Annotated in this window: 28 protein-coding genes and 1 tRNA gene; 2 read left to right on the plus strand and 27 right to left on the minus strand. The window is 72.6% G+C overall.

Annotation, left to right across the window (positions count from 1 at the left end):
- Positions 1–2: 2 nt before the first annotated feature.
- From LVO85_RS12895 to xerD, 16 genes are all read right to left on the minus strand, one after another.
- Positions 3–1,928, minus strand: a complete 1,926-nt coding sequence (locus tag LVO85_RS12895; protein ID WP_232747892.1) for a proton-conducting transporter transmembrane domain-containing protein — start codon at positions 1,926–1,928, stop codon at positions 3–5.
- A 5-nt stretch (positions 1,929–1,933) separates the two neighbouring features.
- Positions 1,934–2,236 (minus strand): NADH-quinone oxidoreductase subunit NuoK, encoded by a 303-nt coding sequence (locus LVO85_RS12900; protein WP_232747893.1) that lies wholly within the window; start codon positions 2,234–2,236, stop codon positions 1,934–1,936.
- Positions 2,233–2,796 (minus strand): NADH-quinone oxidoreductase subunit J, encoded by a 564-nt coding sequence (locus tag LVO85_RS12905; protein WP_232747894.1) that lies wholly within the window; start codon positions 2,794–2,796, stop codon positions 2,233–2,235. Before LVO85_RS12905 ends, LVO85_RS12900 begins: the two co-directional genes overlap by 4 nt.
- Positions 2,797–2,798: 2 nt before the next feature.
- Positions 2,799–3,770: a complex I subunit 1 family protein gene (locus tag LVO85_RS12910; RefSeq protein ID WP_232747895.1), complete on the minus strand. Its 972-nt coding sequence runs from the start codon at positions 3,768–3,770 to the stop codon at positions 2,799–2,801.
- Complete coding sequence (locus LVO85_RS12915; protein WP_232747896.1) at positions 3,763–4,944, minus strand: hypothetical protein; 1,182 nt, start codon at positions 4,942–4,944, stop codon at positions 3,763–3,765. Before LVO85_RS12915 ends, LVO85_RS12910 begins: the two co-directional genes overlap by 8 nt.
- Complete coding sequence (locus tag LVO85_RS12920) at positions 4,935–5,279, minus strand: NADH-quinone oxidoreductase subunit A (RefSeq protein WP_232747897.1); 345 nt, start codon at positions 5,277–5,279, stop codon at positions 4,935–4,937. Before LVO85_RS12920 ends, LVO85_RS12915 begins: the two co-directional genes overlap by 10 nt.
- Before the next feature lie 195 nt (positions 5,280–5,474).
- Positions 5,475–5,548, minus strand: a tRNA-Pro gene (locus LVO85_RS12925).
- A 77-nt stretch (positions 5,549–5,625) separates the two neighbouring features.
- On the minus strand, positions 5,626–7,098 hold the full coding sequence (der, locus tag LVO85_RS12930; protein WP_232747898.1) for a ribosome biogenesis GTPase Der: 1,473 nt from the start codon (positions 7,096–7,098) through the stop codon (positions 5,626–5,628).
- A complete protein-coding gene (locus LVO85_RS12935) occupies positions 7,095–7,580 on the minus strand; it encodes a SufE family protein (protein ID WP_232747899.1) in 486 nt (161 codons plus the stop codon). Before LVO85_RS12935 ends, der begins: the two co-directional genes overlap by 4 nt.
- Positions 7,580–8,449, minus strand: a complete 870-nt coding sequence (locus LVO85_RS12940; RefSeq protein WP_232747900.1) for a sulfurtransferase — start codon at positions 8,447–8,449, stop codon at positions 7,580–7,582. Before LVO85_RS12940 ends, LVO85_RS12935 begins: the two co-directional genes overlap by 1 nt.
- Positions 8,446–9,174: a (d)CMP kinase gene (cmk, locus tag LVO85_RS12945; RefSeq protein WP_232747901.1), complete on the minus strand. Its 729-nt coding sequence runs from the start codon at positions 9,172–9,174 to the stop codon at positions 8,446–8,448. Before cmk ends, LVO85_RS12940 begins: the two co-directional genes overlap by 4 nt.
- Before the next feature lie 29 nt (positions 9,175–9,203).
- Entirely contained in the window at positions 9,204–10,088 is an 885-nt protein-coding gene (locus LVO85_RS12950; RefSeq protein WP_232747902.1) for a pseudouridine synthase, read from the minus strand.
- A complete protein-coding gene (gene scpB / locus LVO85_RS12955) occupies positions 10,085–10,693 on the minus strand; it encodes an SMC-Scp complex subunit ScpB (RefSeq protein WP_232747903.1) in 609 nt (202 codons plus the stop codon). Before scpB ends, LVO85_RS12950 begins: the two co-directional genes overlap by 4 nt.
- Positions 10,690–11,508: a segregation and condensation protein A gene (locus LVO85_RS12960; RefSeq protein ID WP_408637695.1), complete on the minus strand. Its 819-nt coding sequence runs from the start codon at positions 11,506–11,508 to the stop codon at positions 10,690–10,692. The genes scpB and LVO85_RS12960 overlap by 4 nt, the downstream gene beginning before the upstream one ends.
- Positions 11,509–11,552: 44 nt before the next feature.
- On the minus strand, positions 11,553–12,479 hold the full coding sequence (locus LVO85_RS12965; RefSeq protein ID WP_232747905.1) for a ParA family protein: 927 nt from the start codon (positions 12,477–12,479) through the stop codon (positions 11,553–11,555).
- Positions 12,480–12,557: 78 nt separating this feature from the next.
- The gene (gene xerD / locus LVO85_RS12970) at positions 12,558–13,529 is read right to left on the minus strand and encodes a site-specific tyrosine recombinase XerD (RefSeq protein WP_232747906.1); all 972 of its coding nucleotides are present in this window, start codon (positions 13,527–13,529) and stop codon (positions 12,558–12,560) included.
- A gap of 9 nt (positions 13,530–13,538) precedes the next feature.
- Here xerD and LVO85_RS12975 point away from each other — a divergent pair, with 9 nt between their 5' ends.
- Positions 13,539–14,156 (plus strand): hypothetical protein, encoded by a 618-nt coding sequence (locus LVO85_RS12975; protein ID WP_232747907.1) that lies wholly within the window; start codon positions 13,539–13,541, stop codon positions 14,154–14,156.
- 16 nt (positions 14,157–14,172) lie between these two features.
- On the opposite strand, the gene hisIE is transcribed toward LVO85_RS12975, so the two are convergent.
- From hisIE to LVO85_RS13030, 11 genes are all read right to left on the minus strand, one after another.
- Positions 14,173–14,808 (minus strand): bifunctional phosphoribosyl-AMP cyclohydrolase/phosphoribosyl-ATP diphosphatase HisIE, encoded by a 636-nt coding sequence (hisIE, locus tag LVO85_RS12980; protein WP_232747908.1) that lies wholly within the window; start codon positions 14,806–14,808, stop codon positions 14,173–14,175.
- Positions 14,805–15,596, minus strand: coding sequence for an imidazole glycerol phosphate synthase subunit HisF (hisF, locus tag LVO85_RS12985; protein WP_232747909.1), 792 nt, complete (start codon positions 15,594–15,596; stop codon positions 14,805–14,807). The genes hisIE and hisF overlap by 4 nt, the downstream gene beginning before the upstream one ends.
- Positions 15,593–16,339 carry a 1-(5-phosphoribosyl)-5-[(5-phosphoribosylamino)methylideneamino]imidazole-4-carboxamide isomerase gene (hisA, locus tag LVO85_RS12990; protein WP_232747910.1) on the minus strand — a complete coding sequence of 249 codons (747 nt, stop codon included), beginning with the start codon at positions 16,337–16,339 and terminating at the stop codon, positions 15,593–15,595. The genes hisF and hisA overlap by 4 nt, the downstream gene beginning before the upstream one ends.
- Positions 16,332–16,946 (minus strand): imidazole glycerol phosphate synthase subunit HisH, encoded by a 615-nt coding sequence (gene hisH / locus LVO85_RS12995; RefSeq protein WP_232747911.1) that lies wholly within the window; start codon positions 16,944–16,946, stop codon positions 16,332–16,334. The genes hisA and hisH overlap by 8 nt, the downstream gene beginning before the upstream one ends.
- A complete protein-coding gene (gene hisB / locus LVO85_RS13000) occupies positions 16,943–18,037 on the minus strand; it encodes a bifunctional histidinol-phosphatase/imidazoleglycerol-phosphate dehydratase HisB (RefSeq protein ID WP_232747912.1) in 1,095 nt (364 codons plus the stop codon). The genes hisH and hisB overlap by 4 nt, the downstream gene beginning before the upstream one ends.
- Before the next feature lie 7 nt (positions 18,038–18,044).
- Entirely contained in the window at positions 18,045–19,163 is a 1,119-nt protein-coding gene (gene hisC / locus LVO85_RS13005; RefSeq protein ID WP_232747913.1) for a histidinol-phosphate transaminase, read from the minus strand.
- The gene (gene hisD / locus LVO85_RS13010; RefSeq protein WP_232747914.1) at positions 19,160–20,464 is read right to left on the minus strand and encodes a histidinol dehydrogenase; all 1,305 of its coding nucleotides are present in this window, start codon (positions 20,462–20,464) and stop codon (positions 19,160–19,162) included. Before hisD ends, hisC begins: the two co-directional genes overlap by 4 nt.
- The gene (gene hisG, locus LVO85_RS13015) at positions 20,461–21,369 is read right to left on the minus strand and encodes an ATP phosphoribosyltransferase (protein WP_232747915.1); all 909 of its coding nucleotides are present in this window, start codon (positions 21,367–21,369) and stop codon (positions 20,461–20,463) included. Before hisG ends, hisD begins: the two co-directional genes overlap by 4 nt.
- Positions 21,370–21,417: 48 nt before the next feature.
- Complete coding sequence (locus tag LVO85_RS13020; RefSeq protein WP_232747916.1) at positions 21,418–21,717, minus strand: YerC/YecD family TrpR-related protein; 300 nt, start codon at positions 21,715–21,717, stop codon at positions 21,418–21,420.
- A gap of 93 nt (positions 21,718–21,810) precedes the next feature.
- A complete protein-coding gene (hisS, locus tag LVO85_RS13025; protein ID WP_232747917.1) occupies positions 21,811–23,208 on the minus strand; it encodes a histidine--tRNA ligase in 1,398 nt (465 codons plus the stop codon).
- A 9-nt stretch (positions 23,209–23,217) separates the two neighbouring features.
- Positions 23,218–23,937, minus strand: coding sequence for an MBL fold metallo-hydrolase (locus tag LVO85_RS13030; protein ID WP_232747918.1), 720 nt, complete (start codon positions 23,935–23,937; stop codon positions 23,218–23,220).
- 122 nt (positions 23,938–24,059) lie between these two features.
- Here LVO85_RS13030 and LVO85_RS13035 point away from each other — a divergent pair, with 122 nt between their 5' ends.
- Positions 24,060–24,791 (plus strand): peptidylprolyl isomerase, encoded by a 732-nt coding sequence (locus LVO85_RS13035; protein WP_232747919.1) that lies wholly within the window; start codon positions 24,060–24,062, stop codon positions 24,789–24,791.
- The last annotated feature ends 22 nt before the right edge of the window (positions 24,792–24,813 follow it).

Here is a 24,813-nt window from a genome sequence, read left to right on the forward strand (position 1 = left end):
GGTCACCTCACCATGACGAGAAGCAGGACGCCGACCGCGAGCACCGCGATCGCCTGGACGTAGTACTGGTGCAGCTGGCCGGTCTGGGGGCGACGTGCCAGCCGCCCGAGCCTGCGCGTCGCTGTCGCGACCCCCTCGACCGCGCCGTCGAGCCATCGACCGTCGACCCGGCCTGCGCGTTCCGCAGCACGCACGGACATCCCGGCGGTCGTCTCGACCACACCGTCGAGCACCCGGTCGTCGAAGGTCGCCGCTCGACGCGCCATACCGAGCACGGCTTCGGCGGACCCGGTGACGACGCGGTCCAGGACACGGTCGTCGAAGCGCGCCAGCGACTCCGCCAGGGCGACGGTCGGACGCACCACCAGGGTGTGTGCCGCGACCTCGAGGCCGAGCCAGCCTCGGAGCCACGCCGGCTCCGGTGCGGGGCGCCACCACACCAGGGCGAGGACCACCAGCGCGACCACCGCCGACAGCGCCATCTCCAGCGGGGCGGGGTGAACGGGCTCCTCGCCGAGGGCGCGCGCGACCGTGTCGCCGACGGGCGGCAGCGCGAGCAGACCCAGCAGGGCCGCACCGAAGGCCAGCACGACCAGCGGGGCCTGCTCCGGCAGGCCGACCCGGCGGGTGCCCTGCTCCTCCTCGTCGTGGTGTCCCTCGGCCACCGCGCGTTCCGGCTCGGGGGCACGCCGCCACAGGAGGACCAGGACCTTGCCGGCATAGGCCGCTGCCAACGCGGCCGCGGCGACCCCCACCGCGTAGAGCCACGGTGACGTCTCGAGCGCCGCGGCGAGGACCGCGTCCTTGGTCGCCCACAGCGCGAGCGGGGCGACACCGGCCAGTGAGAGCAGTCCCAGCGTGCTGGTCCAGCCGACCAGCGGCCACCGGCGGGCCACGCCGAGGAGGCCGGTCAGGCGTCTGGTGCCGAGCGCGGTGAGCCAGGCCCCGGCGGCGAGGAAGAGCAGCGCCTTGGTGGAGGCGTGTGCCACCAGGTGTGCCGCTCCCCCGCTCACCGACGCCAGCCCGGCTCCCATCACCACGAAGCCGAGCTGGGCAGAGGTGGAGGCGGCCAGCAGCTGCTTGAGGTCCCTCTGCGCCAGGGCGACGGCGCCGAGCAGCAGGGCGGTCAGCGCGCCGACCCACGCCGTGGCAGGCGCTGCCCAGCCCGTCGAGGCCAGCAGCGGCTCCGCGCGCAGCAGCAGGTAGCCGCCCATGGCGACCATCGCCGCCGAGTGCAGCAGCGCGCTGACCGAGCTCGGACCCTCCATCGCTCGCGACAGCCAGAACGAGAACGGCAGCTGGGCCGCCTTGCCGAGGGCCGCGACGAGCACACCCGCAGCCGCGACATGCCGCCATCCCTCGCTGCCGTCGGGCAGGTCGGCCAGGGCCAGGCCCGCTCCACCGGCCAGCGCCGCCCCGGCAGCGAGATAGATGCCGACGTCAGCGGCACGGGTCGTCACGAACGCGGTCACGCCGGCGGAGACCCGGTGTTCCTCACGCCACCAGAAGCCGACCAACGCGAACGAGGTCGCGCCCATGACCTCCCAGGCGAACAGCAGCGGGGGCAGCGTCTGAGCCGTCGCCGTCATGAGCGCACCGGAGGCGAACAGCAGCATGAGCCCGTGGAAGCGTGCCTGGGACTCCCCGATCTCCCCGGTGGAGAAGACGAGCGCCAGCAGGGTCACGAAGGCCACCGTCGGCACCACCAGCGCGGACAATGCGTCCACACCCAGGGCCAGGTCACTGCCGGCCATGAAGGGCATCGCCACCTGGGGCCGTGCCAGGGCCACCACCACGGCGAGAGCTGCGGTGAGGGCCGCCGTGGCCAGCGACACGGCCGCAGCCGCGCGGTCGGACCGTGAGAGAGCAAGTGCGCCACCCACGACGGCGGGCAGCAGCACGAGCAGCCAGAGTGCGGTCTGGGCCATGACCGTCATCCCGCCAGGTCCGCGGCCGAGTCGGTCATGTCCGTCTCGCGCTCCCGGTGCAGCAGCGTGGCGACCGCGAAGCCCATCGCCATCTCCAGGGTCATCGCGGCGATGACCACCATGAGCAGCACCTGTCCTGAGGGGTCGGGAGCGAGGAACCACCAGAACCCCGCAGCGGCGAGGATGACGGCGTTGATCATCAGCTCCAGGCCCATCATGACCATGACCACGACCTGCTGGGAGATCGCGCCGTAGAGGCCGACGCTGAAGATCGCGGCAGCGATGAGCAAGGTCGCCTCCAGCGTCATCGGCCCACACCTCCCGGCTGGGGGTCGTCCGCCGGACGCCGGCTGAGGTCGTCGCCGAAGCGGTCGTAGCGGGTGCGGCGCGCGGCGAGCACGACGCCGGCGACGATGGTGGCGACCATGACCGGGCTGACCACAGCCATCACGAGCATCTTCGGGCCCATCAACGACTCGCCGAGGGCCATCGTCACGTCCGCTGGGGGGCTGCCGCGGCGGGCGGGCCAGTCGACCATCAGGATGCCCGCGGCCAGCACCAGGAAGGTCGTGACGGCGACGACGACGGCGGTCCTGTTGCCGTGCACCATGCTCATCGGCATCAGGGCGGGGTTCATCCCCATGAACATGACCATGTACACGGCCATGACCGCCATCTCCATCACCATCATCAGGATCGTGACCACCCCGACGTAGTTCTGCTGCAGGAAGAGCACCTGCAGGCCCACCGCGACGAACGACAGCGCCAGCGCGTATGTCGCCCGGGCCATCGAGTCGACGTAGAAGACCGCAGCGCCGCTGAGCACCGCGACGAGCCCCAGCGCCCAGAAGGCGATGTCGATGACCACGGTCAGGACCTCCAGACGGCGATGACGGCGACGAGCAGGTCCTGCACCAGCACAGCCGGGAGCAGCACCATCCACCCCACCTCCATGAACGTGTCCGGCCGGAAGGCCGGCAACCTCCGTCGCAGCCAGACCAGGACGGTCAGCACGGCCAGCGTCTTGACCAGCACCCACGCCCAGCCGGGCAGCAGCGGACCGGCGCCTCCGCCCAGGAACATCGGGACGGCGAACGCCGCCCCGGCCGCCAGCAGCGCGTAGCGCCCCGTCTCGAACAGCAGCCGGTCCACCCCCGAGAGCTCCGCGCGCACGCCACCCGCGACGTCGCTGCCCAGCGCCGGCGCGAACGGCCCCCACACCGAGAAGGCCGCGACCCCGAGCAGGTAGACGAGGAAGGCCACCGGCATCCACACCACGAACCAGAGCCCCTCCTGCGCCGCCGCGACCCTGCCGACGTTCAGGCTCTCCGCAGCGATGGCCGGAGCGACCAGAGCGAACATGAGCGGCAGCTCGTAGCCCAGCCCGTGTGCCAGGAAGCGGTAGCCCCCGACCAGCGCGTGCGCCGAGTTCGCGCCCCACCCTGCCAGCCAGACCAGCGCCCAGACCATGACGTCCATGGCGTTGAACCACATCACGCCCACGTCCAGGTCGAAGACCGTCCAGTCCCCCAGTGGCACGACCGTGACCATCAGCGCGGCCGTGACCAGCAGACCCGCGCCGCCGATGCGCCAGAGCACGGTGTCGGCCTGGACCGTCGTGCGTCGGCGCTGCCGCATCAGACGAGCGGCCTCGCCGAACGGCCTGGCCAGCCCACTCATGGTCCTGCCCGGCCCGCCGCTCGCACGCGAGGCGAGGATGCCGTCCAGCAGGGCTGCGACCACGACGAGCGCACCGAGGAGTGCCACCGCGGCGACCGCCCAGGCGGGGGCGACCTCCATGGTCGGCGACCCCGGTCCGGGCATGGCCATGGGGTCAGCCATGTGCGACCTCGTGCTCGACCTGACCGGCCCTCAGGTCGTGGACGTCGAGGCCCGCGACGACCAGACGCGCCGTCGCGAGGTCGAGCCCCGTGACCAGATGCGCCAGGTGGTCGGTCGAGATGGCGGGGCCGCTCTCGTGTCCGGGCGGGTCCCCGGCGACGACCGCACGGTCCAGCATGCGGGTCAGGCGGTCGTAGCTGTCACCGACCGCCGAGACAGGGAGCCCGTGGTGGTCGATGTCGTCCTCGTCCAGCGGACGGAGGCCTCGCAGCGACCGGCGCAGCACCCACGAGCGACACACCTTGCGGCGAAGCCGCGCGAGCATCGCGTCCGTGGGCTCCGGGCCGCCGTCCAGGATGGCGTCACGGACCCTGCGTGCCTCGCCTGCAGCGTCGTCCCATCCGGCCAGTGCCAGCACCGAGGCGACCCGGTCGAGCCGCCGGGCAGGTCCGTCGGCCGCGTTCTGAAGGTCACCGGTCGCGTCCAGCAGCTCGGCCCGGGCCGAGCCGACGACGTCACCCTGGAGCGAGCAGTGCAGCACGAGACCCGCCGGCCAGTGTGGGAGCACCGGACCGAGGCGGACCGTCAGGACGTCCATCTCCAGCCCGTCGCGGTCGGGCCCACCCTCCGCGAGAGGGATCCCACCCGGAGCCATCTCCATGTCGCCGTGGTCACCGTGACCTCCATGGTCAGCGTGACCATGGTCTTCGTGATCCTCGTGGTCAGCGTGACCATAATCTTCGTGATCCTCGTGGTCACCATGACCATGGTCGTCGTGATCCTCGTGCTCCTCGCCGTCGCCGTCGACCCGGGCAAGCAGCTCCTCCGCGTCAGGCCGTCGGAGGGCATCGTCGCGGTGCCGGGCGGTGTCGAGCAGGCGTGCGTGCGCCTCGTCGAGCCGGACGGCCGCCTCTTCAGGTCCTTGCACCTCGACGCGTACCCGTGGGCCCGGCATCTGGTGCCATACGAGCTCGACGGCATCGCGGAGACCCCGCCCCGGCACGCCGCACACGACGAGCACGTCGGCGTCCGCGGGCGACGGGGCCAGCTGCCAGCCCCGTGCCAGCACTGCATGCTCGACCTCCACCCGGGTCCGCCACCACCCCGGCACCTCGACCACGAGGGCGTGCGCGTGCCGGGCGGCGGCTCGCGCGAGCACGCCGCTCAGACCCACCGCAGTGCCCCCTCACGCCAGGCCCAGAGCACGGCGACGAACAGCGCGGCGAGGAAGAGGAACATCTCGACGACCGCGGCGGTGCCGATCTCTGCGACGACGACCGCCCAGGGGTACATGAACAGCATCTCGACGTCGAACGCGAGGAAGAGCAGCGTCGCCAGGTACCACCGCACGTGGTAGCGGGACAGTGCGTGCTGCTCAGGCATCCAGCCCGAGTCGAACGGCAGCACCCCCAGCGGTTGCGCAGAGACCGACGTGGTCCGGTGCAGCGCGTACAACGCCAGGATGAGGACCACGGTCACGACCCCCGTCACGACCACACCTGTGTACATGACGCTCCTCTCGGCCCCGTGGTGATGCGAGTCCGGCCGGCCCGGTCCGGTCCGCATACTCCAGCACGACTCGCGACCCGTGTCACGTCGTCGCGAGGAGCCGAGTGTCCTCCATCGCCACCTCGACGTGGAGCACGCCCTCGGGACAGGCCAGAGGCGGCCCCGGATGCCTCCGGAACCGCCTCTGTCACTCGGTCGGGCTGACAGGATTTGAACCTGCGACCCCTTGACCCCCAGTCAAGTGCGCTACCAAGCTGCGCCACAGCCCGAGGCTCCCTGAGGAGCGATGAGAACCATATCCCATCGTCAACTGCCGACCGAATCCGGTCGGAGGGCCCGGACGGGGTCAGCGTCGACGCTTCTCGCGCACGCGCACGGAGATCTCGATGGGGGTCCCGACGAACCCGAACTCCTCGCGCAGGCGGCGCTCCAGGAAGCGCCGGTAGCCAGCCTCGATGAAGCCACTGGCGAAGATCACGAACTTGGGAGGCCGGGTGTCCGCCTGGGTGGCGAACAGGATGCGCGGCTGCTTGCCCGAGCGCACCGGGTGCGGGTGGCCGGCCACGACCTCCCCGAGGAAGGCGTTGAGCTTCGCGGTCGGGATCCGCGAGTCCCAGGACTCCAGGGCCTGCTCGAGAGCCGGCACCAGCTTGGCGACGTGCCGGCCCGTCGTGGCGGAGATGTTGACCCGCGGCGCCCAGGTGATCTGCACCAGCTCCCGCTCGATCTCCCGCTCGAGGTAGTGGTGACGCTCCTCGTCCATGGTGTCCCACTTGTTGTAGGCCACGACCAGGGCGCGTCCGGAGTCGACGACCTGCTGGATGACCCGGATGTCCTGCTCGGCGATCGGCTCCGACACGTCGACCAGCACGACGGCCACCTCCGCCTTCTCCAGGGCCGTCTGCGTCCGCAGCGAGGCGTAGAAGTCCGCCCCCCGGGTCAGGTGCACGCGACGGCGGATGCCCGCCGTGTCGACGAACCGCCAGACCTTGCCACCGAGCTCGATCATCTCGTCGACGGGGTCGCGGGTCGTGCCGGCCACGGGGTCGACGACCACCCGCTCGGTGCCGGCGAGCCGGTTGAGCAGGCTCGACTTGCCGACGTTGGGGCGTCCCACGAGGGCCACCCGCCGAGGGCCGCCGCGGGGGTAGGCCTCGGCCACCGCCGACTCGCTGGGGAGCACCTCGAGCAGGGCGTCGAGCACGTCACCGCTGCCCCGTCCGTGCAGTGCCGACACCGGGTAGGGCTGACCCAGACCCAGCGACCACAGCATCGCCGCGTCAGCCTCGACACGCTGGTCGTCGACCTTGTTGGCCACCAGCACGACCGGCTTGCCGGAGCGGCGCAGCAGCCGCACGACGGCCTCGTCGGTGTCGGTGGCTCCCACCGTGGCGTCCACCACGAACATGACGGCGTCGGCCAGCTCGACAGCGACCTCCGCCTGCTCGGCGACCCGCAGGTGGATCCCCTTGGCGTCGACCTCCCACCCGCCGGTGTCGACGACGGTGAACTCACGCCCCGACCACTCGGCGTCGTAGGAGACCCGGTCACGGGTGACGCCGGGCACGTCCTCCACGACCGCCTCGCGACGACCGAGCATCCGGTTGACCAGGGTGGACTTGCCGACGTTGGGACGGCCGACCACGGCGACCACGGGTCGCGCGACCTCCTCCCCGGCACGCTGCAGGGCCTCCGCGTCACCCTCGACGAGCGCCAGGTCCTCCTCGGTCAGCTCGAAGTCGGTCAGCCCCGCGCGCAGGGCGGTCTCGATGTGCTCCTCACCGGGGTCGCCGTCCGGGGTGCTGCTCTGGTCGGTCATCGGTGCTCCTGTCCGGCTGCTCCCGCAGCGGGGGTGTCGGTGCGCAGGCGCACCTGGCGCTTGATCCGGCTGAGCATGCCGATCATGCCCCGCATCCGCAGCGGCGACACGGCCTCGGCCAGCCCGAACCGGTAGGGCGCGTCGTCGGGCACGCCCAGCACCGCGGCGGCGGGCAGGCCGTCCAGGGACACGTGGAGGATGCCGGCGAAGCCCTTGGTGGTCGGTGCCTCGGCCGGGGCGTCGAAGAACAGGTGCACGGTCCGGTCCGCGTCGTCGTCGACCTCGACGACCAGGAAGACCGGCGACTGGCACTCGTCGACCCGCTCCAGCTTGTCCAGCTGCCCGGCATACCTCGGTGGCAGCGCAGGGAGCTCCTGGCTGAGCTCCAGGAGCAGCTGGAGCCGCTCACGCTGGCTCACGGCGTGGAAGTCCTGAGCCAGCTCGGACATCGCCGTGGGCAGCGCGGTGGGTGTGTCGGTCATCAGCGCTCCACGGGCACGCGGACCGCGTTGCCCCACTCGGTCCACGAGCCGTCGTAGTTGCGCACCGCGTCGAAGCCCAGGAGGTGGGTCAGGACGAACCAGGTGTGCGAGCTGCGCTCCCCGATGCGGCAGTAGGCGACCACCTCGTCCTCGGGCGACAGGCCCTGCTCCTGCTGGTAGATGGCCTCGAGCTCCTCCCGGGTGCGGAAGGTGCCGTCGTCGTTGGCCGCCCGAGCCCACGGGACCGACTTCGCGCCCGGGATGTGCCCGCCGCGCATCGCGCCCTCCTGCGGGTAGTCCGGCATGTGCAGCAGCTCGCCGGAGAACTCACCGGGAGAGCGCACGTCGACCAGCGGCTTGCCCAGGTGGGCCAGCACGTCCTCCTTGAACGCCCGCACCCCGGTGTCGTCCCGCTCGACCACCGGGTAGGTCGTCGACGTCACCTCCGGCACCTCCAGCGTCATCTCGCGGCCCTGCGCGACCCACGCCGCCCGGCCACCGTCGAGCAGGCGCACGTCGGGGTGGCCGAAGAGCGTCATCACCCACAGTGCGTAGGCGGCCCACCAGTTGTTCTTGTCGCCGTAGATGACGACCGTCGTGTCCCGGGAGATGCCTCGCTCTCCCATGACCTCGGCGAACCTGGCGCCGTCGACGTAGTCCCGGGCCACGGGGTCGTTGAGGTCGGTGTGCCAGTCGAGCTTGAGGGAGCCGGGGATGTGGCCCGTGTCGTACAGCAGCACGTCCTCGTCGGACTCCAGCACGACCAGGCCCTCCGACCCGAGGTGCTCGGCCAGCCATGCGGTCGAGACGAGGCGCTCCGGGTGGGCGTAGGCGGCGAACTTCTCTGCGGTGTCCTGGGGCAGGCTCATGACAGTCCTTCGGTGATCGGTTCCGGATGGTCCTGGGTGAGCGGTGCTCCTCGCACGAGGGACAGCACCGCTGCCACCGACTGGTCGAACGTCAGGTGGGAGGTGTCGATTCCGACGACGCCCTCGGCCGGCTCGAAGAAGGCCGACACGGTCGCGTCGTCACGGTCCCGGCGCAGCACCTGGTCGCGGGTGTCGTCGGCGGACTGGCGCACGGCGTTGTCCTGCAGCTCCTTGGCGCGCCGGGACAGGCGAGCCTCCTCCGAGGCGCTGAGCAGCACCCGGTGCTCGGCGTCCGGGGCGACGACCGTGGTGATGTCCCTGCCCTCGACGACGATGCCACCGCTGTGCCCGCGTGCTGCGGCGATGATCCGGCGCTGCCGGTCGCGCATGTCGGCCCGGACCGCGAGGTTGGTGGCGATCGTGGAGACGTGGGCACTGATGTGCGGCTCCCGGACGGCCTGCACGATGTCGGTGCCGTCCACCGCGATGCGGGGATGGTCGGGGTCGGTGCCGATCTCCAGCGGCAGCCTGGTGCTCGCCGAGGCGACAGTCTGCGGGTCGGTCAGGTCGAACCCTCGGTCGAGGCACCACCAGGTGAGGGCGCGGTACATCGCCCCGGTGTCGAGGTACTCGAGCCCCAGCTCCCGGGCCACGGCCCGCGAGACACTGGACTTGCCCGAGCCGCTGGGGCCGTCGATCGCGATGGTCACCGGAGAGCTGCGCACCGCCCCAGCCTAACGGGGCAGCGGCACCCTCAGAGCCCGGCGGCGCGGTGCAGGCCGCCGACCTCCTCGCGGGTGAGGGCCCGGGTGCGGCCGGGCCGCAGCTCCCCCAGGCGCACCGGGCCGACCTGCGTCCGGGCCAGCGCCACGACGGGGTGGCCCACGGCCTCGAGCATGCGCCGCACCACGTGCTTGCGGCCCTCGTGCAGGACGATCTCCACGATCGCCTTCCCGGGCAGCGAGTCGACCAGCCGGAAGCTGTCGGCCTTCACCACCCCGTCCTCCAGCTGGACGCCCTCACGCAGGCGGCGCCCCACGTCGTGCGCGACCGACCCGTGCGCCTCGACCTGGGCGACATAGGTCTTCGCCACGCCGTACGCGGGGTGCTGCAGCCGGTGGGCCAGGTCGCCGTCGTTGGTGAGCAGCAGCAGGCCCTCGGTGTCGGCGTCCAGCCGGCCCACGTGGAAGAGCCGCTCGTTGCGCTGCCCGACGTAGTCGGCGAGCGAGGGTCGGCCGAGGTCGTCGCTCATCGTGGACACCACGCCCATCGGCTTGTTGAACGCGAGGTACACCTTGGTGTCGTCCAGCACCACCCGGGTGCCGTCGACGTGGATGACCTGACGGACGGGGTCGACCCGCACCCCGAGCTCGGTGACGACGGTGCCGTCGACCGCCACGCGCCCGGCCTCGATGAGGCGCTCGCAGGCCCGGCGGCTCCCGTAGCCGGCACCGGCCAGCAGCTTCTGCAGCCGGACACCCTGAGGGTCGTGCACGTCGACGGGGGGCTTGGGCGCCTGCCCTCCCCCGTCCTTGCGTCTGCCGCCGGAGCGGGTGGGTCCGCCCGCTGCGGTGCGCCTGCTGCCTCCCCGGGCGGGCCCACGGCCCTGGCCGGGGCGCCGGTCTCCTCGCTGGGTCATGCCAGTCCTTCCGCTGCAAGTTCGTCGAGCATCTCCGCCGAGGGCAGGTAGGGCGCCAGGGCGGGCAGGTCGTCCAGGCTCTCCAGGCCCATCCGCTGCAGGAAGTAGTCGGTGGTGGCGTAGAGCACCGCTCCGCTGTCGCCGCCGCCCTCGCGTCCCACCTCCTGCACGAGACCACGGGCGACGAGGGTGCGCACCACCCCGTCCACGTTCACACCCCGCACCGCGCTGATGCGGGCCCGGGACACGGGCTGCCGGTAGGCGATGACGGCCAGGGTCTCCAGCGAGGCCTGGGTCAGCCGGGACTGCTGGCCGGCGAGCAGGAACCGCTCGATGACCGGGGCGTACTCCGGTCGGGTGTAGACGCGCCAGCCGCCGGCGAAGCGCCGGAGCATGAAGCCCCGCTCGGCGGCGTCGTAGTCGGCCGAGAGCTCGACCAGGACGGTCTGCACGTCCTCGACCGGCAGCTCCAGGGCGGAGGCGAGGGTGGCCTCGGTGACCGGCTCGTCGACCACCATCAGGACCGACTCGACCGCCGAGCGCGCCCCTCCCGGGAAGTCGTTGATGTCGAAGGCCACCTGCTCCTCGTGCGGGGCGTCCGTCATACCTCGTCCTCCTCGTCGAACTCCTGGCCCAGCTCACCCGACGGCGTCTCCTCGTCGGGACCGACCCACCGCACGGTGAGCTCGGACAGCGCCTCGTCCTGGTCGACCGAGACCAGCGCCTCCCGGAAGAGCTCGAGCACCGCCAGGAAGCGCGCCACGATGACCATCGTGGTGTCCGCGTCGGCCACCAGCTCCCGGAAGGTGCACCCCCCGGCCCTGCGCAGCCGGCCCACCACGACCTGTGCCTGCTCACGGACCGACACCGTGGGGGCGTGCAGGTGCGTGACACCCACGGTCGGCGGCGGCTTGGGGGTCATCGCGCCGGCGGCGACCATCGCGAGCTGCTCGGGCGTGATGGTCAGGACGAGCTCGGGCAGGAGACGCGCGAAGCGGTCCTCGACCCCGACCTCGCGCGCCCAGACGCGTCCGGTCGTCTCCATCCGCGCCTCGAAGGCGGCCGCGACCTCCTTGAAGGCGCGGTACTGCAGCAGCCGGGCGAAGAGCAGGTCGCGGGCCTCGATGAGGGCCAGGTCCTCCTCGTCGTCCTCCCGGGCGTGCGGCAGGAGCCGGGACGCCTTGAGGTCGAGCAGGGTCGCGGCGACGAGCACGAACTCCGAGGCCTGGGACAGGTCCCAGCCCTCCGGTGTCTCGTGGGCCTGTCGGAGGTAGGCGACGAACTCGTCGGTGACGGTGGCCAGCGCGATCTCGGTGACGTCCAGCCGGTGCTTGGCGATGAGGCCCAGCAGGAGCTCGAACGGCCCGGAGAAGACGTCGAGGTGCACCTCGAACGGTGCCGACGTGCGGCGGGTGAGCACCCCGCCGGGCACGTCCGGGGCGGACGTGGGCTCCTCCGACGTGGTCAGGGCGCGCCGCCACGGGCGATGAGCTCACGGGCCAGCTGCCGGTAGGCCTCCGCCCCGCTGTGCGTGCTGGCGTACGACGTGATCGGCTCGGCGGCCAGGGTCGCGTCGGGGAACTTCACGGTGCGGCTGATCACGGTGTGGAAGACGTTGTCCTGGAAGTGGTCGACGACGCTGCGCACGACCTCGCGCGAGTGCAGCGTGCGGCCGTCGTACATCGTGGGGAGGATGCCGTCCATCTGCAGCCGGGGGTTGAGCCGGTCGGTGATCTTGTCGATCGTCTCGACCAGCAGGGCCACGCCGCGCATGGCGAAGAACTCGCACTCCAGCGGGATGACCACACCGTGGGCGGCGGTGAGCGCGTTGACGGTGAGCAGGCCCAAGGACGGCTGACAGTCGATGAGGACCACGTCGTAGTCGTCCAGGACCGGTCGCAGGACCCGCGCGAGCACCTGCTCGCGGGCCACCTCACCGACCAGCTGCACCTCCGCGGCGGACAGGTCGATGTTGGCGGGGATGAGGTCCAGGTCCTCCACCCGGGTGGGCTGGATGATGTCCCGGATGTCGTGGCCGCGCTCCACGAGGAGGTTGTAGATCGTCACGTCGAGCTCGTGCGTGCGGATGCCCAGGCCCACCGACAGGGCGCCCTGCGGGTCGAAGTCGACGAGGAGCACCCGGCGGCCGTACTCCGCCAGCGCCGCGCCCAGGTTGATCGTGGTCGTCGTCTTGCCGACGCCGCCCTTCTGGTTGCACATCGCGATGACCCGGGCGGGCCCGTGTGCGTCGAGCGGGGCGGGGACGCCGAAGTCCGGCAGCGGGCGACCGGTCGGGCCGACCTGGCCGGGCCCGACGGTCTCGGTGCCGGGCAGGCGGTCGTGCCCTGCCCGCGTGCTGCCCGCCTGCTGGGTCGTTGCCTCGGATGTCACGTCTGTCTCAGCCCTCGCTCTGCGTGGTGTCGGCCTCCCGCCGATCGGTCCGACCCTAGCCGCACAGTCTGGCACGGGCTACCTCGCCCGCGGGTGGGCCTGCGCGTAGACCTCACGCATCCGCTCGGTCGAGACGTGCGTGTAGATCTGGGTGGTGGTCACCGACGAGTGCCCGAGCAGCTCCTGCACCACCCGGATGTCCGCGCCCCCGTCGAGCAGGTGGGTCGCGAACGAGTGCCGCAGCGTGTGCGGGCTGACGGAGTCGGCCAGGTCGGCCCGGCGCGCGGCGGCCTTGATCGCGTTCCACGCGCTCTGCCGGCTGAGCCGGCCACCACGACGGTTGACGAACACCGCCGCGGTGCCGCGGCCCGCGCCGGCCAGCACGGGACGGCCTCTCACCAGCCACGCCCCGAGCGCGTCCGCGGCGTAGCTGCCCAGCGGGACGATGCGCTCCTTGCCGCCCTTGCCGAGGAGTCGGACCACGGGGTCCTCCCCGGTTGAGGGCAGGTCGTCCAGGTCGAGCGCGGTCGCCTCGCTGACCCGGGCCCCGCTGCCGTAGAGCAGCTCCAGCAGGGCACGGTCACGCAGCGCTGCCGGCGTGTCCCCCACGGAGGCCGCGGAGAGCAGCCGCTCGACCTCGTCGACGCGCAAGGCCTTCGGCAGCCGCCGTGGTGGGGCCGGCGGGGTGACCGCACGGGCCGGGTCGGAGGGGGTCTCACCCTCCAGCGCCAGGAACCGGTGCAGCCCGCGCACCGCGACCACCGCGCGTGCTGCCGAGGTCGCCGCCAGCGGCGGAGCATCCGGGCCGCCGGCACGCAGAGCCGCCAGGAAGTCGGTGACGTGCGCCTCCTGCACCTGCTCGGGACGCCGGACGCCCCGCTCGGCGAGGAAGGCCAGGTAGCGACCGGTGTCCCGGCGGTAGGCGGCGAGGGTGTGCGCCGACACGCCGCGCTCCACCCGTAGGTGGTCCAGCCACTCGTCGGTCGACCTGCGCAGGGGGTGGCGACCGGACGGCGCGGAGGTCTCGGGCACCCCTGCATTGTCGGTCATGATGGGCCCATGCTCTGGTATGCCGAAACGCGCCGTCGCCGGACCCGCCAGGTCGTGGGCGACCTGCTGGCGCTGGTCTGGGTGGTGCTGTGGGTGCTCCTGGCCCGTGCGGTGCACGGCGCGGTCAGCGCGCTGTCGGCCCCGGCCGGTCCCCTCCGGGACGCGGGGAGCGGGCTGGAGCAACGCATGGACGCGGTCGCCGGCACGGTGGTCGACGTGCCGGTCGTGGGGGAACGGCTGAGCGCGCCCTTCTCGGGCGCAGCAGGGGTCGGGGTCGACCTCGTCGCCGCGGGCGACAGCCTCGAGTCGTCCGTGGACCGGCTGGCCATGCTGATGGGCGTCGGCACCGTCGGCCTGCCGATCCTGCTCGTCCTCGCGTACCTCCTCCTGCGGGTCCGGTACGCACGCCGGGCGGGCCTGCTGGCCCGGGAGCGGGGGCGCCCGGAGCTCCAGGAGCTGCTGGCCCTCCGGGCGCTGGTCGGGCAGCCCACCGCCAGGGTGAGCGCCCTCGCGCCGGACCCCCTGGGAGCCTGGCGCTCCGGCGACCCGGAGGTCGTCGGGCGGCTGGTCGCTCTCGAGCTGCGCGGCATGGGCCTGCGCCCTGGACCGGCGCTGGCCACCGACTGAGCGGAGGCTCCCCCGGTCAGGAGTGGCGCTCGCGCAGCACGGTCTCCACGTCGGCCAGGCCGAGGTCACGGCTGCGCAGCAGCACGAGCAGGTGGTAGACGAGGTCGGCCGCCTCGCCGAGCAGCGCGGCGTCGTCCTCGACCACGGCGGCCAGGGCCGTCTCGACACCCTCCTCCCCCACCTTCTGGGCGACCCGGCGGACACCGGCCTCGAACAGCGAGGTGGTGTAGGAGCCGGTGGGCAGCTCGGCCCGCCGCTGCGCCACGACCTCGTCGAGCGTGGTGACGAAGGACGCCGCCGGTGGCTGCTGCTGCGAGAAGCAGCTCACGGCACCGGTGTGGCAGGTCGGTCCGGCCGGGGTGCAGTGCAGCAGGAGCGTGTCCCGGTCGCAGTCGACCTCGATGCGCTCCACCGTCAGCGTGTTGCCGCTGGTCTCGCCCTTGGTCCAGGTCGTCCCGCGGGAGCGGCTGTGGAACGTCGCCAGGCCCGTCTCCAGGGTGGCCCGGAGGGCAGCACGGTCGAGGTAGCCCACCATCAGCACCTGGCCCGTCCGCAGGTCCTGGACGACCCCCGGCACCAGGCCGCCCTGCTTGTCGAACGCGAGGTCCTCGACCGTCAGGCCGTCGGGCAGCACCGGCCCGTGAGGGCTCACCGCCGGACCCCTGCCGTGCGGCGGACCACGAGCCCGGCGTCGTGCAGCTGCTCCTTGAGCGCCGGGATCGGCACCGCTCCCGAGTGGAAGACACTGGCGGCGAGCGCGCCGTCGACGTCGGCCGTGGCGAAGACCGCCGCGAAGTGCTCGGCCGCCCCCGCACCCCCGGAGGCGATGAGCGGCACGTGGCACACCTGCCGCACCGCGGACAGCTGCTCGATGTCGTAGCCGGCGCGCACCCCGTCGCTGCCCATGCAGTTGAGCACGATCTCCCCCGCGCCCAGCTCCTGCACACGGCGCACCCACTCCAGGGTGGTGGTGCTGAGGGCACGGGTGGCCTCGGGGCTGCCGGTGAGCTGGCGGATGCGCCACTGCCCGTCGTCGTCGCGCAGGCTGTCCACACCGACGACGACGCACTGCACCCCGAACGCGGAGGCCAGCTCGGAGACCAGTGCGGGCCGCTGGGTGGCGGGGGTGTTCACCGAGATCTTGTCTGCCCCCGCGTGCAGGACGGCTCGGGCGTCCTCCACCGAGCGGATGCCGCCGGCCACGCAGAAGGGGATGTCGATCTCGCGGGCCACCCGGGTGACCCAGCCGACGTCCACGCGCCGGCCCTCGGGGCTGGCGGTGATGTCGTAGAAGACGAGCTCGTCGGCACCTTCGTCGCGGTAGCGACCGGCCAGCTCGACGATGTCGCCCATGTCCACGTGGTCACGGAAGCGGGTGCCCTTGACGACCCGGCCCTCCCGCACGTCGAGGCAGGGGATGATGCGGCGCGCCAGCGTCATACCCACTCCTCCTGCACGGCCTCGCCCACGGTCAGGCGCCCCTCCAGGAGGGCCTTGCCCAGCACGATCCCGGCACAGCCCACCTTGCGCGCGCTGCGGACGTCGGCGACGTCCCGCGCCCCGCCGGAGGCCTGGAACCGGAGACCGGGGGTGGACCGGGTGAGGAAGGTGTAGAGGTTGAGGTTGGGCCCGCCCAGCGTGCCGTCGCGCCCGATGTCGGTGCACAGCACATGCTGCAGCCCGGAGTCGGCGTAGTCGTGCAGCGTCGTCGGCAGGTCGTGCTCGGCCACGGAGGTCCACCCCGACACCGGCAGCACCCAGACCCCGTCGTCGTCGGTGCGGGTGTCCAGCGCCACCGTGATCCGCTCCGGCCCGAAACGTTCCAGCCAGCCCTGCACGGTCCGCGGCTCCTGCACCGCGACCGAGCCGACGACGACGCGGGTGGCTCCCCAGTCGAGCAGCCGCTGCACGTCGTCGGCCGTGCGCACCCCTCCCCCGGTCTGGATCATCAGCCCGGTCGAGTCGGCGACCTCCTTCAGCACCGGACCCAGGGTGTACCCGCCGGCCCGCGCGGCGTCGAGGTCGACCAGGTGCAGCCACCGCGTGCCGGCCCGCGCGTAGCTCTGGGCCACGGCGACCGGGTTGTCGGCGTAGCGGGTCTCCTTCTCGTAGTTCCCCTTGTGCAGTCGCACCACACGGCCGTCGAGCACGTCGATCGCCGGGTAGACGGTGAAGTCAGTCATCGGACACCTCCGTCATGAAGTTTCGCAGCAGCCGGGCACCGACGTCCGCGGAGCGCTCCGGGTGGAACTGTGCGCCCCACCGGTTGCCGCTGCGGACCACGGCGCTCCAGTCGCCTCCGTGGCGGGTCGAGGCCAGGGTCGTGGAGCCGACCGGGGCCGCGTAGCTGTGCACGAAGTAGGCCCGTTCACCCGAGGCGACACCGTGCAGCAGGGGGTCGGGGCGCAGCACCTCCAGGGCGTTCCAGCCCATGTGGGGCACCCGGACCCCGGGACCGACCGGGATGCGCACCACGGCGCCCGGGATCAGGCCCAGACACGCGACACCCCCGTCCTCGGCGCTGGACTCGAAGAGCAGCTGCATGCCCAGGCACACCCCCAGCAGCGGCTGCTCGAGCTCGTGCAGCACCTCGACCAGGCCGCCGGCCCGCAGACGCTCCATGCCGGCCGCTGCGGCTCCGACACCGGGCAGGACCACCCGGTCGGCGGCCCGGATCGTGGCCGGGTCGCTGGTCAGCGCGGCCCGTGCCCCGAGTCGCTCGAGGGCGTAGCTCACCGAGCCGATGTTGGTGCCCCCGGAGTCGACCAGCGCGACGGTCCTGGCGCTCACAGCATCCCCTTCGTGCTGGGCAGCTCGGTGCCCTCACGCGGCAGGGCCTGGCGCAGGGCGCGGGCGACGGCCTTGAAGCCCACCTCGATCTGGTGGTGGGCGTTGCCCTCGCTGATCCGCAGGTGCAGGGTGCAGCGCATCGCGTCGGCGAAGGAGCGCCAGAAGTGCTCCACCATCTCGGTGGGCAGGTCTCCGACCCGCTCGCGGCCGAAGTCCGCCTCGAACGCGAAGTAGGGCCTGCCGGACAGGTCGATGACGGCGGAGGCCTCGGCCTCGTCCATGGGTGCGGTGAAGCCGTAGCGGGCGATCCCGCGCTTGTCCCCCAGTGCCTCCCGGATCGCCTCGCCCACGGCGATCGCGACGTCCTCCACGCTGTGGTGCTCGTCGATGTGCAGGTCGCCGTCGCACTCGACGACCAGCGAGAACCCCCCGTGCTTGGCCAGCTGGTCGAGCATGTGGTCGAGGAAGCCGACACCGGTGGCCATGCGGCTGCGTCCGGCCTCGTCCAGGTCCACCCACACGCGGATCGCGGTCTCGGAGGTGGCCCGCTCGACACGGGCCGTGCGCGGGCGGTCGGCCAGCTCGTGGGCGATCTGCGCCCAGTCCACGCCGTCCGGCCCCGCCTCGTCGGTCCTGCTCGAGAGCAGGTATGCCGGGATGCCCAGGTTCTCGGCGAACTGGCGGTCGGTCTCCCGGTCACCCACCATCGCGCTGCGCTGCCAGTCGATGGTGCGGTCCTTCAGCAGCGCGGTCATCAGGGCCGTCCCCGGCTTGCGGGTCGCCGCCTTCTCCGCCGGCAGCGTCGTGTCGATGACGACGTCCCGGAAGGTGATGCCCTGGCTGGCCAGGATCTGCAGCAGCAGGCGGTGCGGCCCCTCGAAGGACTCCCGGGGGAAGGACTCGCTGCCCAGCCCGTCCTGGTTGGTCACCATCACGAACTGCCATCCGGCCGCACGCAGCCGCAGCATGGCCGGGATGACGCCGGGCACCAGGCGCAGCTTGTCGTAGCTGTCGACCTGGAAGTCCTCCGGCTCCTCGATCAGGGTGCCGTCACGGTCGACGAACAGCACGGGCAGAGGGACAGCACTCATCGTTTCCTCATCGTTCGGTGGTGGTGAAGGCGGGACCGGCGGCCAGCGCGCCGGCCACCTCGTCGAGCTCGGAGGGCGTGCCGACCGTGACGCGGAGGGCGTCCTCCAGGCCGGGCAGGTGCCGCATGTCGCGCACCACGATGCCACGACCGGACAGGTCGGTGAGCACGTCGTCCACAGTGCCGGCGTCCTGGCACCGTGCCAGGACGAAGTTGGCCCGGCTGTCGTAGACCGCACGCACGCCGGGGTGCTCGGCGAGCAGCCCGGCGAGCCGTGCACGCTCGCGCACGGTCGTCGCGACCCGGTGCCGCGTCTCCTCCTGCGCCACGGGCTCGAGGGCGGCCAGCGCGAGCGAGACCACCGGCTCCGGCATCGGGTACGGAGCCTGGACCCTCCGCAGCACTGCGGCGAGCTCGGGGTGGGTGAGCACGGTGCCGACCCTGGCACCGGCCAGGCCGTGCGCCTTGGACAGCGTCCGGAGCACGGCGAGGGTGGGGTGGGCCGCGACACGGCCGACCAGCGATCCCCCGACCCCGAACTCCTGGTAGGCCTCGTCGACGACGACGACAGCCTGGTCGGCGAGCGTGTCGGTCAGGGCCAGGAGCGTGGCCGGCTCCACCGTCGCCCCGGTGGGGTTGCCCGGCGAGGCCAGGAAGACGATGCGCGAGCCGGTCCGCCGCACCTCCTCGACGATGCGCTCGGGGTCGAGGCGCCAGGTCCGCCCCAGGTCCGACTGGGGCACGTCGTGCACAGGCACCCCGTGCAGCCGTGCGCTCACGGCATACATCCCGAAGGTCGGCGAGGTGACGACGACCCCGTCCCCGCCGGGCCGGCACAGGGTGCGCACGAGCAGGTCGATGGCCTCGTCGCTGCCGCGCCCGACGACGAGCCCGGCCGGGTCGGCACCGTAGAGCGCGGCCAGGGCGCGCACCAGTGCCGCCGGCTGCGGGCTGGGGTAGCGACGGTTGCGGCCCTGCGGGTCGGCACGGTTGGGCGCCGCGGCCTCGTTGGCGTTCAGCCAGATGCGCGCCGGTGCCCCGGAGTGGCTGGTGCGCGCCGAGGAGTAGCCCGCGAAGTCACGCAGGTCCTCGCGGACCAGTCCGAGCGGGAAGGAGGGCGAGGTCACGGTGCGGCCAGCCGTGCCAGCCGGCGCGTGACGGCCCGCTGGTGCGCGTGCAGCCGCTCGGCCTCGGAGAGCTCGACCGCGCACGGCCCCACCTCGGCCAGACCCTCCTCGGTGACGTGCTGCACGGTCATCGCGATCTGGAAGCTGGCCACGCTGACCCCCCCGGTCCAGCGGGCTGCGCCGGCGGTGGGCAGGACGTGGTTGGTGCCGCTGCAGTAGTCGCCGAGGGTCTCCGGCGCCCAGTCCCCCAGGAACACCGAGCCGGCGGTCTGCACCCGGTCCAGCCACTCCCGGGGCTCGCGCAGCGCCAGGATGAGGTGCTCAGGGCCGTAGTCGTTGCTGATCTCGAAGGCCTGCTCCAGGTCGGAGGTCAGGACCACCCGGCTGCCGGCCAGCGCCTTGCGGGCGATGTCGGCGCGAGGGAGCTCCTCCACCTGTGCCGCCACCTGCTCCACGACGGCGGCCGCCAGGTCGGCGTCGTCGGTGAGGAGCAGCACCTGGGAGTCCGGGCCGTGCTCGGCCTGCGAGAGCAGGTCGGCCGCGACGAACTCGGGGTCGGCACCGGTGTCCGCGATCACCACCACCTCCGAGGGGCCGGCCGGCAGGTCGATCCCCGGACCGCCCTCGGCACCGCTGACCTGGCGCTTGGCCTCCGTCACCCAGGCGTTGCCGGGGCCGAAGATCTTGTCGCAGCGCGGCACGCTCTCGGTGCCGTAGGCCAACGCGGCCACGGCCTGGGCGCCCCCGGCGAGGTGGATGCGGGTGATGCCGCACTCGGCAGCAGCGGCCAGCACCGCGTCGTCGGCCCGACCGTCCGGGCCGGGCGGGGTGATGAGCACGACCTCGGGGCAGCCGGCCAGGCGTGCGGGCACGCCGAGCATCAGCGCGGTCGAGGGCAGCGGGGCGGAGCCGGCCGGCACGTAGAGCCCCACCGTGCGGATCGGACGCACCACCCGCTCGCAGACGACCCCTGGAGCCGTCTGCACGGCATACTCCTGGGTCATCCCGGCCTCGTGGAAGGCACGGATGCGCCCGGCGGCCTCGCTGATGGCGGCGCGCAGCGGTGGGTCCAGCCGCGCCACGGCGGCTGCCACCTCGGCCGGCGACACGGTGAGGTCGGCGACCGCCACCCCGTCGAAGCGCTCGGTCAGCGCGCGGACGGCGGTGTCACCCCCGGTGCGCACCTGCTCGAGGATCGTGGCCACGGACACGGTTACCTCGGGTCCGGCGGCCGCGGTGCCGCGGCGCACGGCCTCGGCCCGGTCGACGTCGTCGAGCTCGTCCCAGGTCAGGATGTTCATGCCAGCATTCCTTCCACGGGCAGCACCATGAGCTGGCGTGCCCCTGCGCGTTTGAGGTCTTCCAGCCGCTGCCAGGTGACGGCGGCGTGGCACAGCATCTGCACGCTCACCTCGTCGTGCCCCTCGACCTGCAGGATCGTCGGCTCGTGTCCCTCGGGCAGCTTCGTCAGCACCTGGGGCAGCTCGGCGCGCGGTGCCCGCAGCATGAGCAGCCGGGTCTCCTTGAGCCGCAGCGCCCCGTCCATGCGACGCAGCAGCAGGTCGGCCAGCTCACCGCGGGCGTCCTCCAGTGGCTGCGCCGGACCGGCCACGACGGCCTCCGAGTGCAGCAGGGTCTCCACGGGCCTCAGCTGGTTGGCCGCCAGTGTGCCGCCGGAGGACACCAGGTCGCAGACCACGTCGGCCTGGCCGAGGCGGGGAGCGATCTCCACGGACCCCGACAGGGTCACGACGCTGGCGTCGACCCCCTGCTCGCCCAGCCACCGGCCCAGGGTGCGGGGGTAGGAGGTGGCGATGCGCAGGCCCGCGAGCTGCTCGGGCCCGGTCCACGGCTGGTCCTCGCCGATCGCGATGTCGAGCCGGCAGCTGCCCCAGCCCAGCTCCCGGATCTCGGTGAGGGCCGGTGCATGTCCGTTGCCCTGCCGCTCGAGCTCGTGCTCGACCATGACGTTGCGTCCCACGATGCCCAGGTCGCACACCCCGTCGGCGATCAGCCCGGGGATGTCGTCGTCGCGGACCAGGAGCAGGTCGACCGGCAGCGACTCGCCGTAGCAGAACAGCTTGTCCCGGCTCTCCCGCCAGGTCAGGCCGCAGGAGGCGAGCAGGTCGCGGGCGGGGTCGGAGAGCCGTCCGGACTTCTGGATGGCCACGCGCAGGCGCTCGCGGGGCAGGGCAGGCGGGGTCATGGCGACCTTCCGTGGGTGCGTGGTGACAGGGGCTGGCGTCCGGCAGGGTCAGGCCGGTGCCGTATGCCGCTCCAGGGCGGCCCGGTAGCCACCGGTGCCGTGCTCGAGGCAGCGGGCGACCCGGCCGGTCGTCGTGACACTCACCCCCGTGCGCTCGTGGATGGCCCGGTAGGAGACGCCCTCGGCCAGCAGCGGCACGACGGCCCAGCGGTCGGCCAGGGCCTCCAGCTCGGCGGGCGTGCACAGGTCGACCAGGAACGCCTCGATGTCCGCGGCGTCGTCCAGGCGCGAGAGCACCTCGGCCAGAGCCGCGACCGTGCCGACCTGGGTCGTGTCCCTGCGCTTCATCCGTCCTCGTCTCCGCCGTCTGCGACTGTGCCAATGCGCTAGCACGCTAACACGCGGGGGTGGGTGGACCGAATCGCGCCGGTCGGTCCCCCGTCAGTCCCCCGTCGGCACCTGCGGCTGGGCCAGCTCCACGCGCAGCGCGCGCACGATGTCCGAGCGGGGCACCGAGAACTGGTCCTGGCGCCGCAGGTCCTTGACGGTCACGGTGTCGGAGTCCACCTCCTGGGGTCCCAGCAGCGCCACGAAACGGATGCCGGCCCGGTCGGCATACCGCAGCTGTCGGCCCAGCCGGCCCCCGTCGAGGACCGCCTCGGTGTTGATGCCACCGGCGCGCAGGGTCGTGGCCAGGGCCATGGCCTGGGGCAGCAGCTCGGTGTCGACCTGCGGCACGAGGACCTGCACGGTGCTCTCGGCGACGTCGACCAGCCCTGCCTCACGCAGCTGCCAGAACAGCCGGGACAGGCCGATCGAGATGCCGACCCCCGGCAGGCGTGACTTCGTGTAGTGCCCGGCGAGGTCGTCGTAGCGGCCACCGGAGCAGATGGAGCCGATGCCCGGGTGGTCGTCCAGAGTCGTCTCGTAGACGGTGCCGGTGTAGTAGTCCAGCCCGCGCGCGATCGAGAAGTTGAGCCGGTAGTCGCTCTCCGGCACCCCCATGGCCCGCACCAGGGCCAGCACCTCGCGTAGCTCGTCGACGCCCGTGGCCAGCGACGCGCTGCCCGCGCTCTGCGCCGTGACCCGGTCGAGCAAGGTCATCGCGTCGTCGTGGCCCGTGGATCGCAGCGCGACGAAGCCGAGCACCTGGGCGGCCGCCTCCTGCGACAGTCCGAGACGGCCGGTGAGGGACTGCCGCACGTGCTCCACGCCGCGCTTGTCGAGCTTGTCGACCTCCCGGAGCACCAGCGCCTGCTGCTCCGGGTCGGCCACGCCGAGGTCCTCGAAGAAGCCTCGCATGAGCCTGCGGTTGTTGATCTGGATGGTGAAGTCGCCGATCGCCAGGTCGCTGAAGATCGCGTGGATGACCGCCGGGCACTCCGCGTCGTGCCGCACGCTGAGCTCGTCCTTGCCGACGATGTCGACGTCGCACTGGTAGAACTCGCGGAACCGCCCCCGCTGGGGGCGCTCGCCCCGGTAGACGCGCTGCATCTGGTAGCGCCGGAACGGGAAGGTCAGCCGGTGCTCGTGCTCGGCGACATAGCGCGCCAGCGGCACGGTGAGGTCGAAGCGCAGGGCCAGCTCCGGCGTGCCCGGCTCGTCCTGCCCGGCGGCCTTCTCAAGGGCTCCGGTCGACTGCACGAAGTAGACCTGCCGCTCGGTCTCTCCTCCGGTCTTGGTCAGGAGCACGTCGCTGACCTCGAACACCGGGGTCTCGACCGGCAGGAAGCCGAACCGCTCGTAGCCCGCACGGATCACGTCGAGCATCCGTTGGAAGGCGATCTGCTCCGGAGGCAGCAGCTCCAGGACTCCTGAGGGGGTGCGCGGCGTGATCACCCGGGGAGTCTATCCACGCAGCGGGGCGTCGCCGTCGGGCCCCAGACCGGCCAGGAACGGGTTCCCGACCCGCTCGCGACCCATCGTCGTCGCCGGTCCGTGCCCCGGCAGGACCAGGCTCGAGTCCGCCAGCGGGAGCACGACCTCACGCAGGCTGCGCAGCATCTGGGCGTGGTCCCCGCCCGGCAGGTCGGTGCGGCCGATCGACCCGGCGAAGAGCACGTCCCCGCTGAGGACCGTGCGGTCCAGACCCTCGGGCACGCCCACCGGCACGTCCGCCACCTCGAACAGCACCGACCCTTCGGTGTGCCCGGGCGCGTGCGTGACCCGCAGCCGCAGGCCGGCCAGCTCGAGCGCGGTCGTGGTGTCGAGCTCCTGCACGTCCTCCGGCTCCCGCCAGGTCGACCGGGCACCGAACTGCTGCTCCACCATCGCCACCAGGCCGGGGTCCAGCTGGGCGACCGGGTCCTCCAGCCGGTACCGGTCGGCCGGGTGGATCCAGGCGGCCACGCCCGGTGCACACAGGGGCGTCACCGCATACACGTGGTCCAGGTGACCGTGGGTGAGCAGCACCCCGGCCGGCCGGAGCCGGTGCTCACGCAGGATCTCGGCCACCGCGCCCTCCACGCCGATGCCGGGGTCGACGATGAGGCAGTCCTCGTGCGCGGCGGGAGCCAGCACGTAGCAGTTGGTGCCGAAGGCGGCAGCGGTCACGCTCTGAAGGAACACGACGGTGAGCCTAGTCAGATCGTGTCCAAACCGTCACCGCCTCGTGACCCCTGCGCACCGGAGCGCTGCCTACACTCGCATCGCCGACCTGTCCGCACGCGCTCTTCCGAGGAGTCCCTTCCATGCTGCCCCGACGCCGCGCGCTGGCGCCCTGGTACGCCGCAGCACTCGTGGCGCTGGCTGCCTGCGGCTCGGAGGGCGAGGCCGTCGGCGACGGGGCCCCCGGCCCGGACGTCGCTGCCGGGTCCGCCGCCTCGCCCGGCCCCGTCGTGTGCAGCGAGGCACCTCCCCTGTCCTCCGGCGTGCCGACGTTCAGCTCCGGCGAGGCACCGCTGGGCGTCGACCCCGGTGGGCCGCTCAGCGCCCGGCTGGAGACGACCTGCGGCACCATCACCCTGGAGCTGGACGGGGATGCCGCACCGCAGACGGTCGCCTCCTTCCGCTTCCTCGCCACCGAGGGCTACTGGGAGAACAGCCCCTGCCACCGGGTGACGACCGGGGGGATCTTCGTGCTCCAGTGCGGCGACCCCACCGGCACGGGACGGGGCACGCCCGGCTACACCTTCGGCATCGAGAACGCCCCGGACGACGGGCTCTACCCGCGCGGCACGGTGGCCATGGCCAGAGCCGCCTCCCCCGACTCCAACGGTGGGCAGTTCTTCATCGTCCACCAGGACACCGCGCTCCCGGTCGAGGGTGGTGGCTACACGATCTTCGGTAGTGTCACGGACGGAATGGACATCATCGACCATGTCGCCCGTGCGGGCGTGGATGGCGGGGGCGCGGACGGCATACCGGCGCAGCCCATCAGCATCACCGAGGTCGAGGTCGAGGAAGAGGCGTCAACGTCGTGAGTGAAGAGTCCCCAGCAGGGCG

Source organism: Ornithinimicrobium sediminis, from assembly GCF_021272345.1.
Lineage (GTDB): Bacteria > Actinomycetota > Actinomycetes > Actinomycetales > Dermatophilaceae > Ornithinicoccus > Ornithinicoccus sediminis_B.

What these genes read in the sequence shown, in the direction of transcription:
- LVO85_RS12895 (WP_232747892.1), bottom strand. Translation starts at nt 1,928, where the DNA reads ATGGCCCAGACCGCACTCTGGCTGCTCGTGCTGCTGCCCGCCGTCGTG.
- LVO85_RS12900 (WP_232747893.1), bottom strand. Translation starts at nt 2,236, where the DNA reads ATGACGCTGGAGGCGACCTTGCTCATCGCTGCCGCGATCTTCAGCGTC.
- LVO85_RS12910 (WP_232747895.1), bottom strand. Translation starts at nt 3,770, where the DNA reads ATGGCTGACCCCATGGCCATGCCCGGACCGGGGTCGCCGACCATGGAG.
- LVO85_RS12920 (WP_232747897.1), bottom strand. Translation starts at nt 5,279, where the DNA reads ATGTACACAGGTGTGGTCGTGACGGGGGTCGTGACCGTGGTCCTCATC.
- der (WP_232747898.1), bottom strand. Translation starts at nt 7,098, where the DNA reads ATGACCGACCAGAGCAGCACCCCGGACGGCGACCCCGGTGAGGAGCAC.
- LVO85_RS12935 (WP_232747899.1), bottom strand. Translation starts at nt 7,580, where the DNA reads ATGACCGACACACCCACCGCGCTGCCCACGGCGATGTCCGAGCTGGCT.
- LVO85_RS12940 (WP_232747900.1), bottom strand. Translation starts at nt 8,449, where the DNA reads ATGAGCCTGCCCCAGGACACCGCAGAGAAGTTCGCCGCCTACGCCCAC.
- LVO85_RS12950 (WP_232747902.1), bottom strand. Translation starts at nt 10,088, where the DNA reads ATGACCCAGCGAGGAGACCGGCGCCCCGGCCAGGGCCGTGGGCCCGCC.
- scpB (WP_232747903.1), bottom strand. Translation starts at nt 10,693, where the DNA reads ATGACGGACGCCCCGCACGAGGAGCAGGTGGCCTTCGACATCAACGAC.
- xerD (WP_232747906.1), bottom strand. Translation starts at nt 13,529, where the DNA reads ATGACCGACAATGCAGGGGTGCCCGAGACCTCCGCGCCGTCCGGTCGC.
- LVO85_RS12975 (WP_232747907.1), top strand. Translation starts at nt 13,539, where the DNA reads ATGCTCTGGTATGCCGAAACGCGCCGTCGCCGGACCCGCCAGGTCGTG.
- hisF (WP_232747909.1), bottom strand. Translation starts at nt 15,596, where the DNA reads ATGACGCTGGCGCGCCGCATCATCCCCTGCCTCGACGTGCGGGAGGGC.
- hisA (WP_232747910.1), bottom strand. Translation starts at nt 16,339, where the DNA reads ATGACTGACTTCACCGTCTACCCGGCGATCGACGTGCTCGACGGCCGT.
- hisB (WP_232747912.1), bottom strand. Translation starts at nt 18,037, where the DNA reads ATGAGTGCTGTCCCTCTGCCCGTGCTGTTCGTCGACCGTGACGGCACC.
- hisD (WP_232747914.1), bottom strand. Translation starts at nt 20,464, where the DNA reads ATGAACATCCTGACCTGGGACGAGCTCGACGACGTCGACCGGGCCGAG.
- hisG (WP_232747915.1), bottom strand. Translation starts at nt 21,369, where the DNA reads ATGACCCCGCCTGCCCTGCCCCGCGAGCGCCTGCGCGTGGCCATCCAG.
- LVO85_RS13020 (WP_232747916.1), bottom strand. Translation starts at nt 21,717, where the DNA reads ATGAAGCGCAGGGACACGACCCAGGTCGGCACGGTCGCGGCTCTGGCC.
- LVO85_RS13035 (WP_232747919.1), top strand. Translation starts at nt 24,060, where the DNA reads ATGCTGCCCCGACGCCGCGCGCTGGCGCCCTGGTACGCCGCAGCACTC.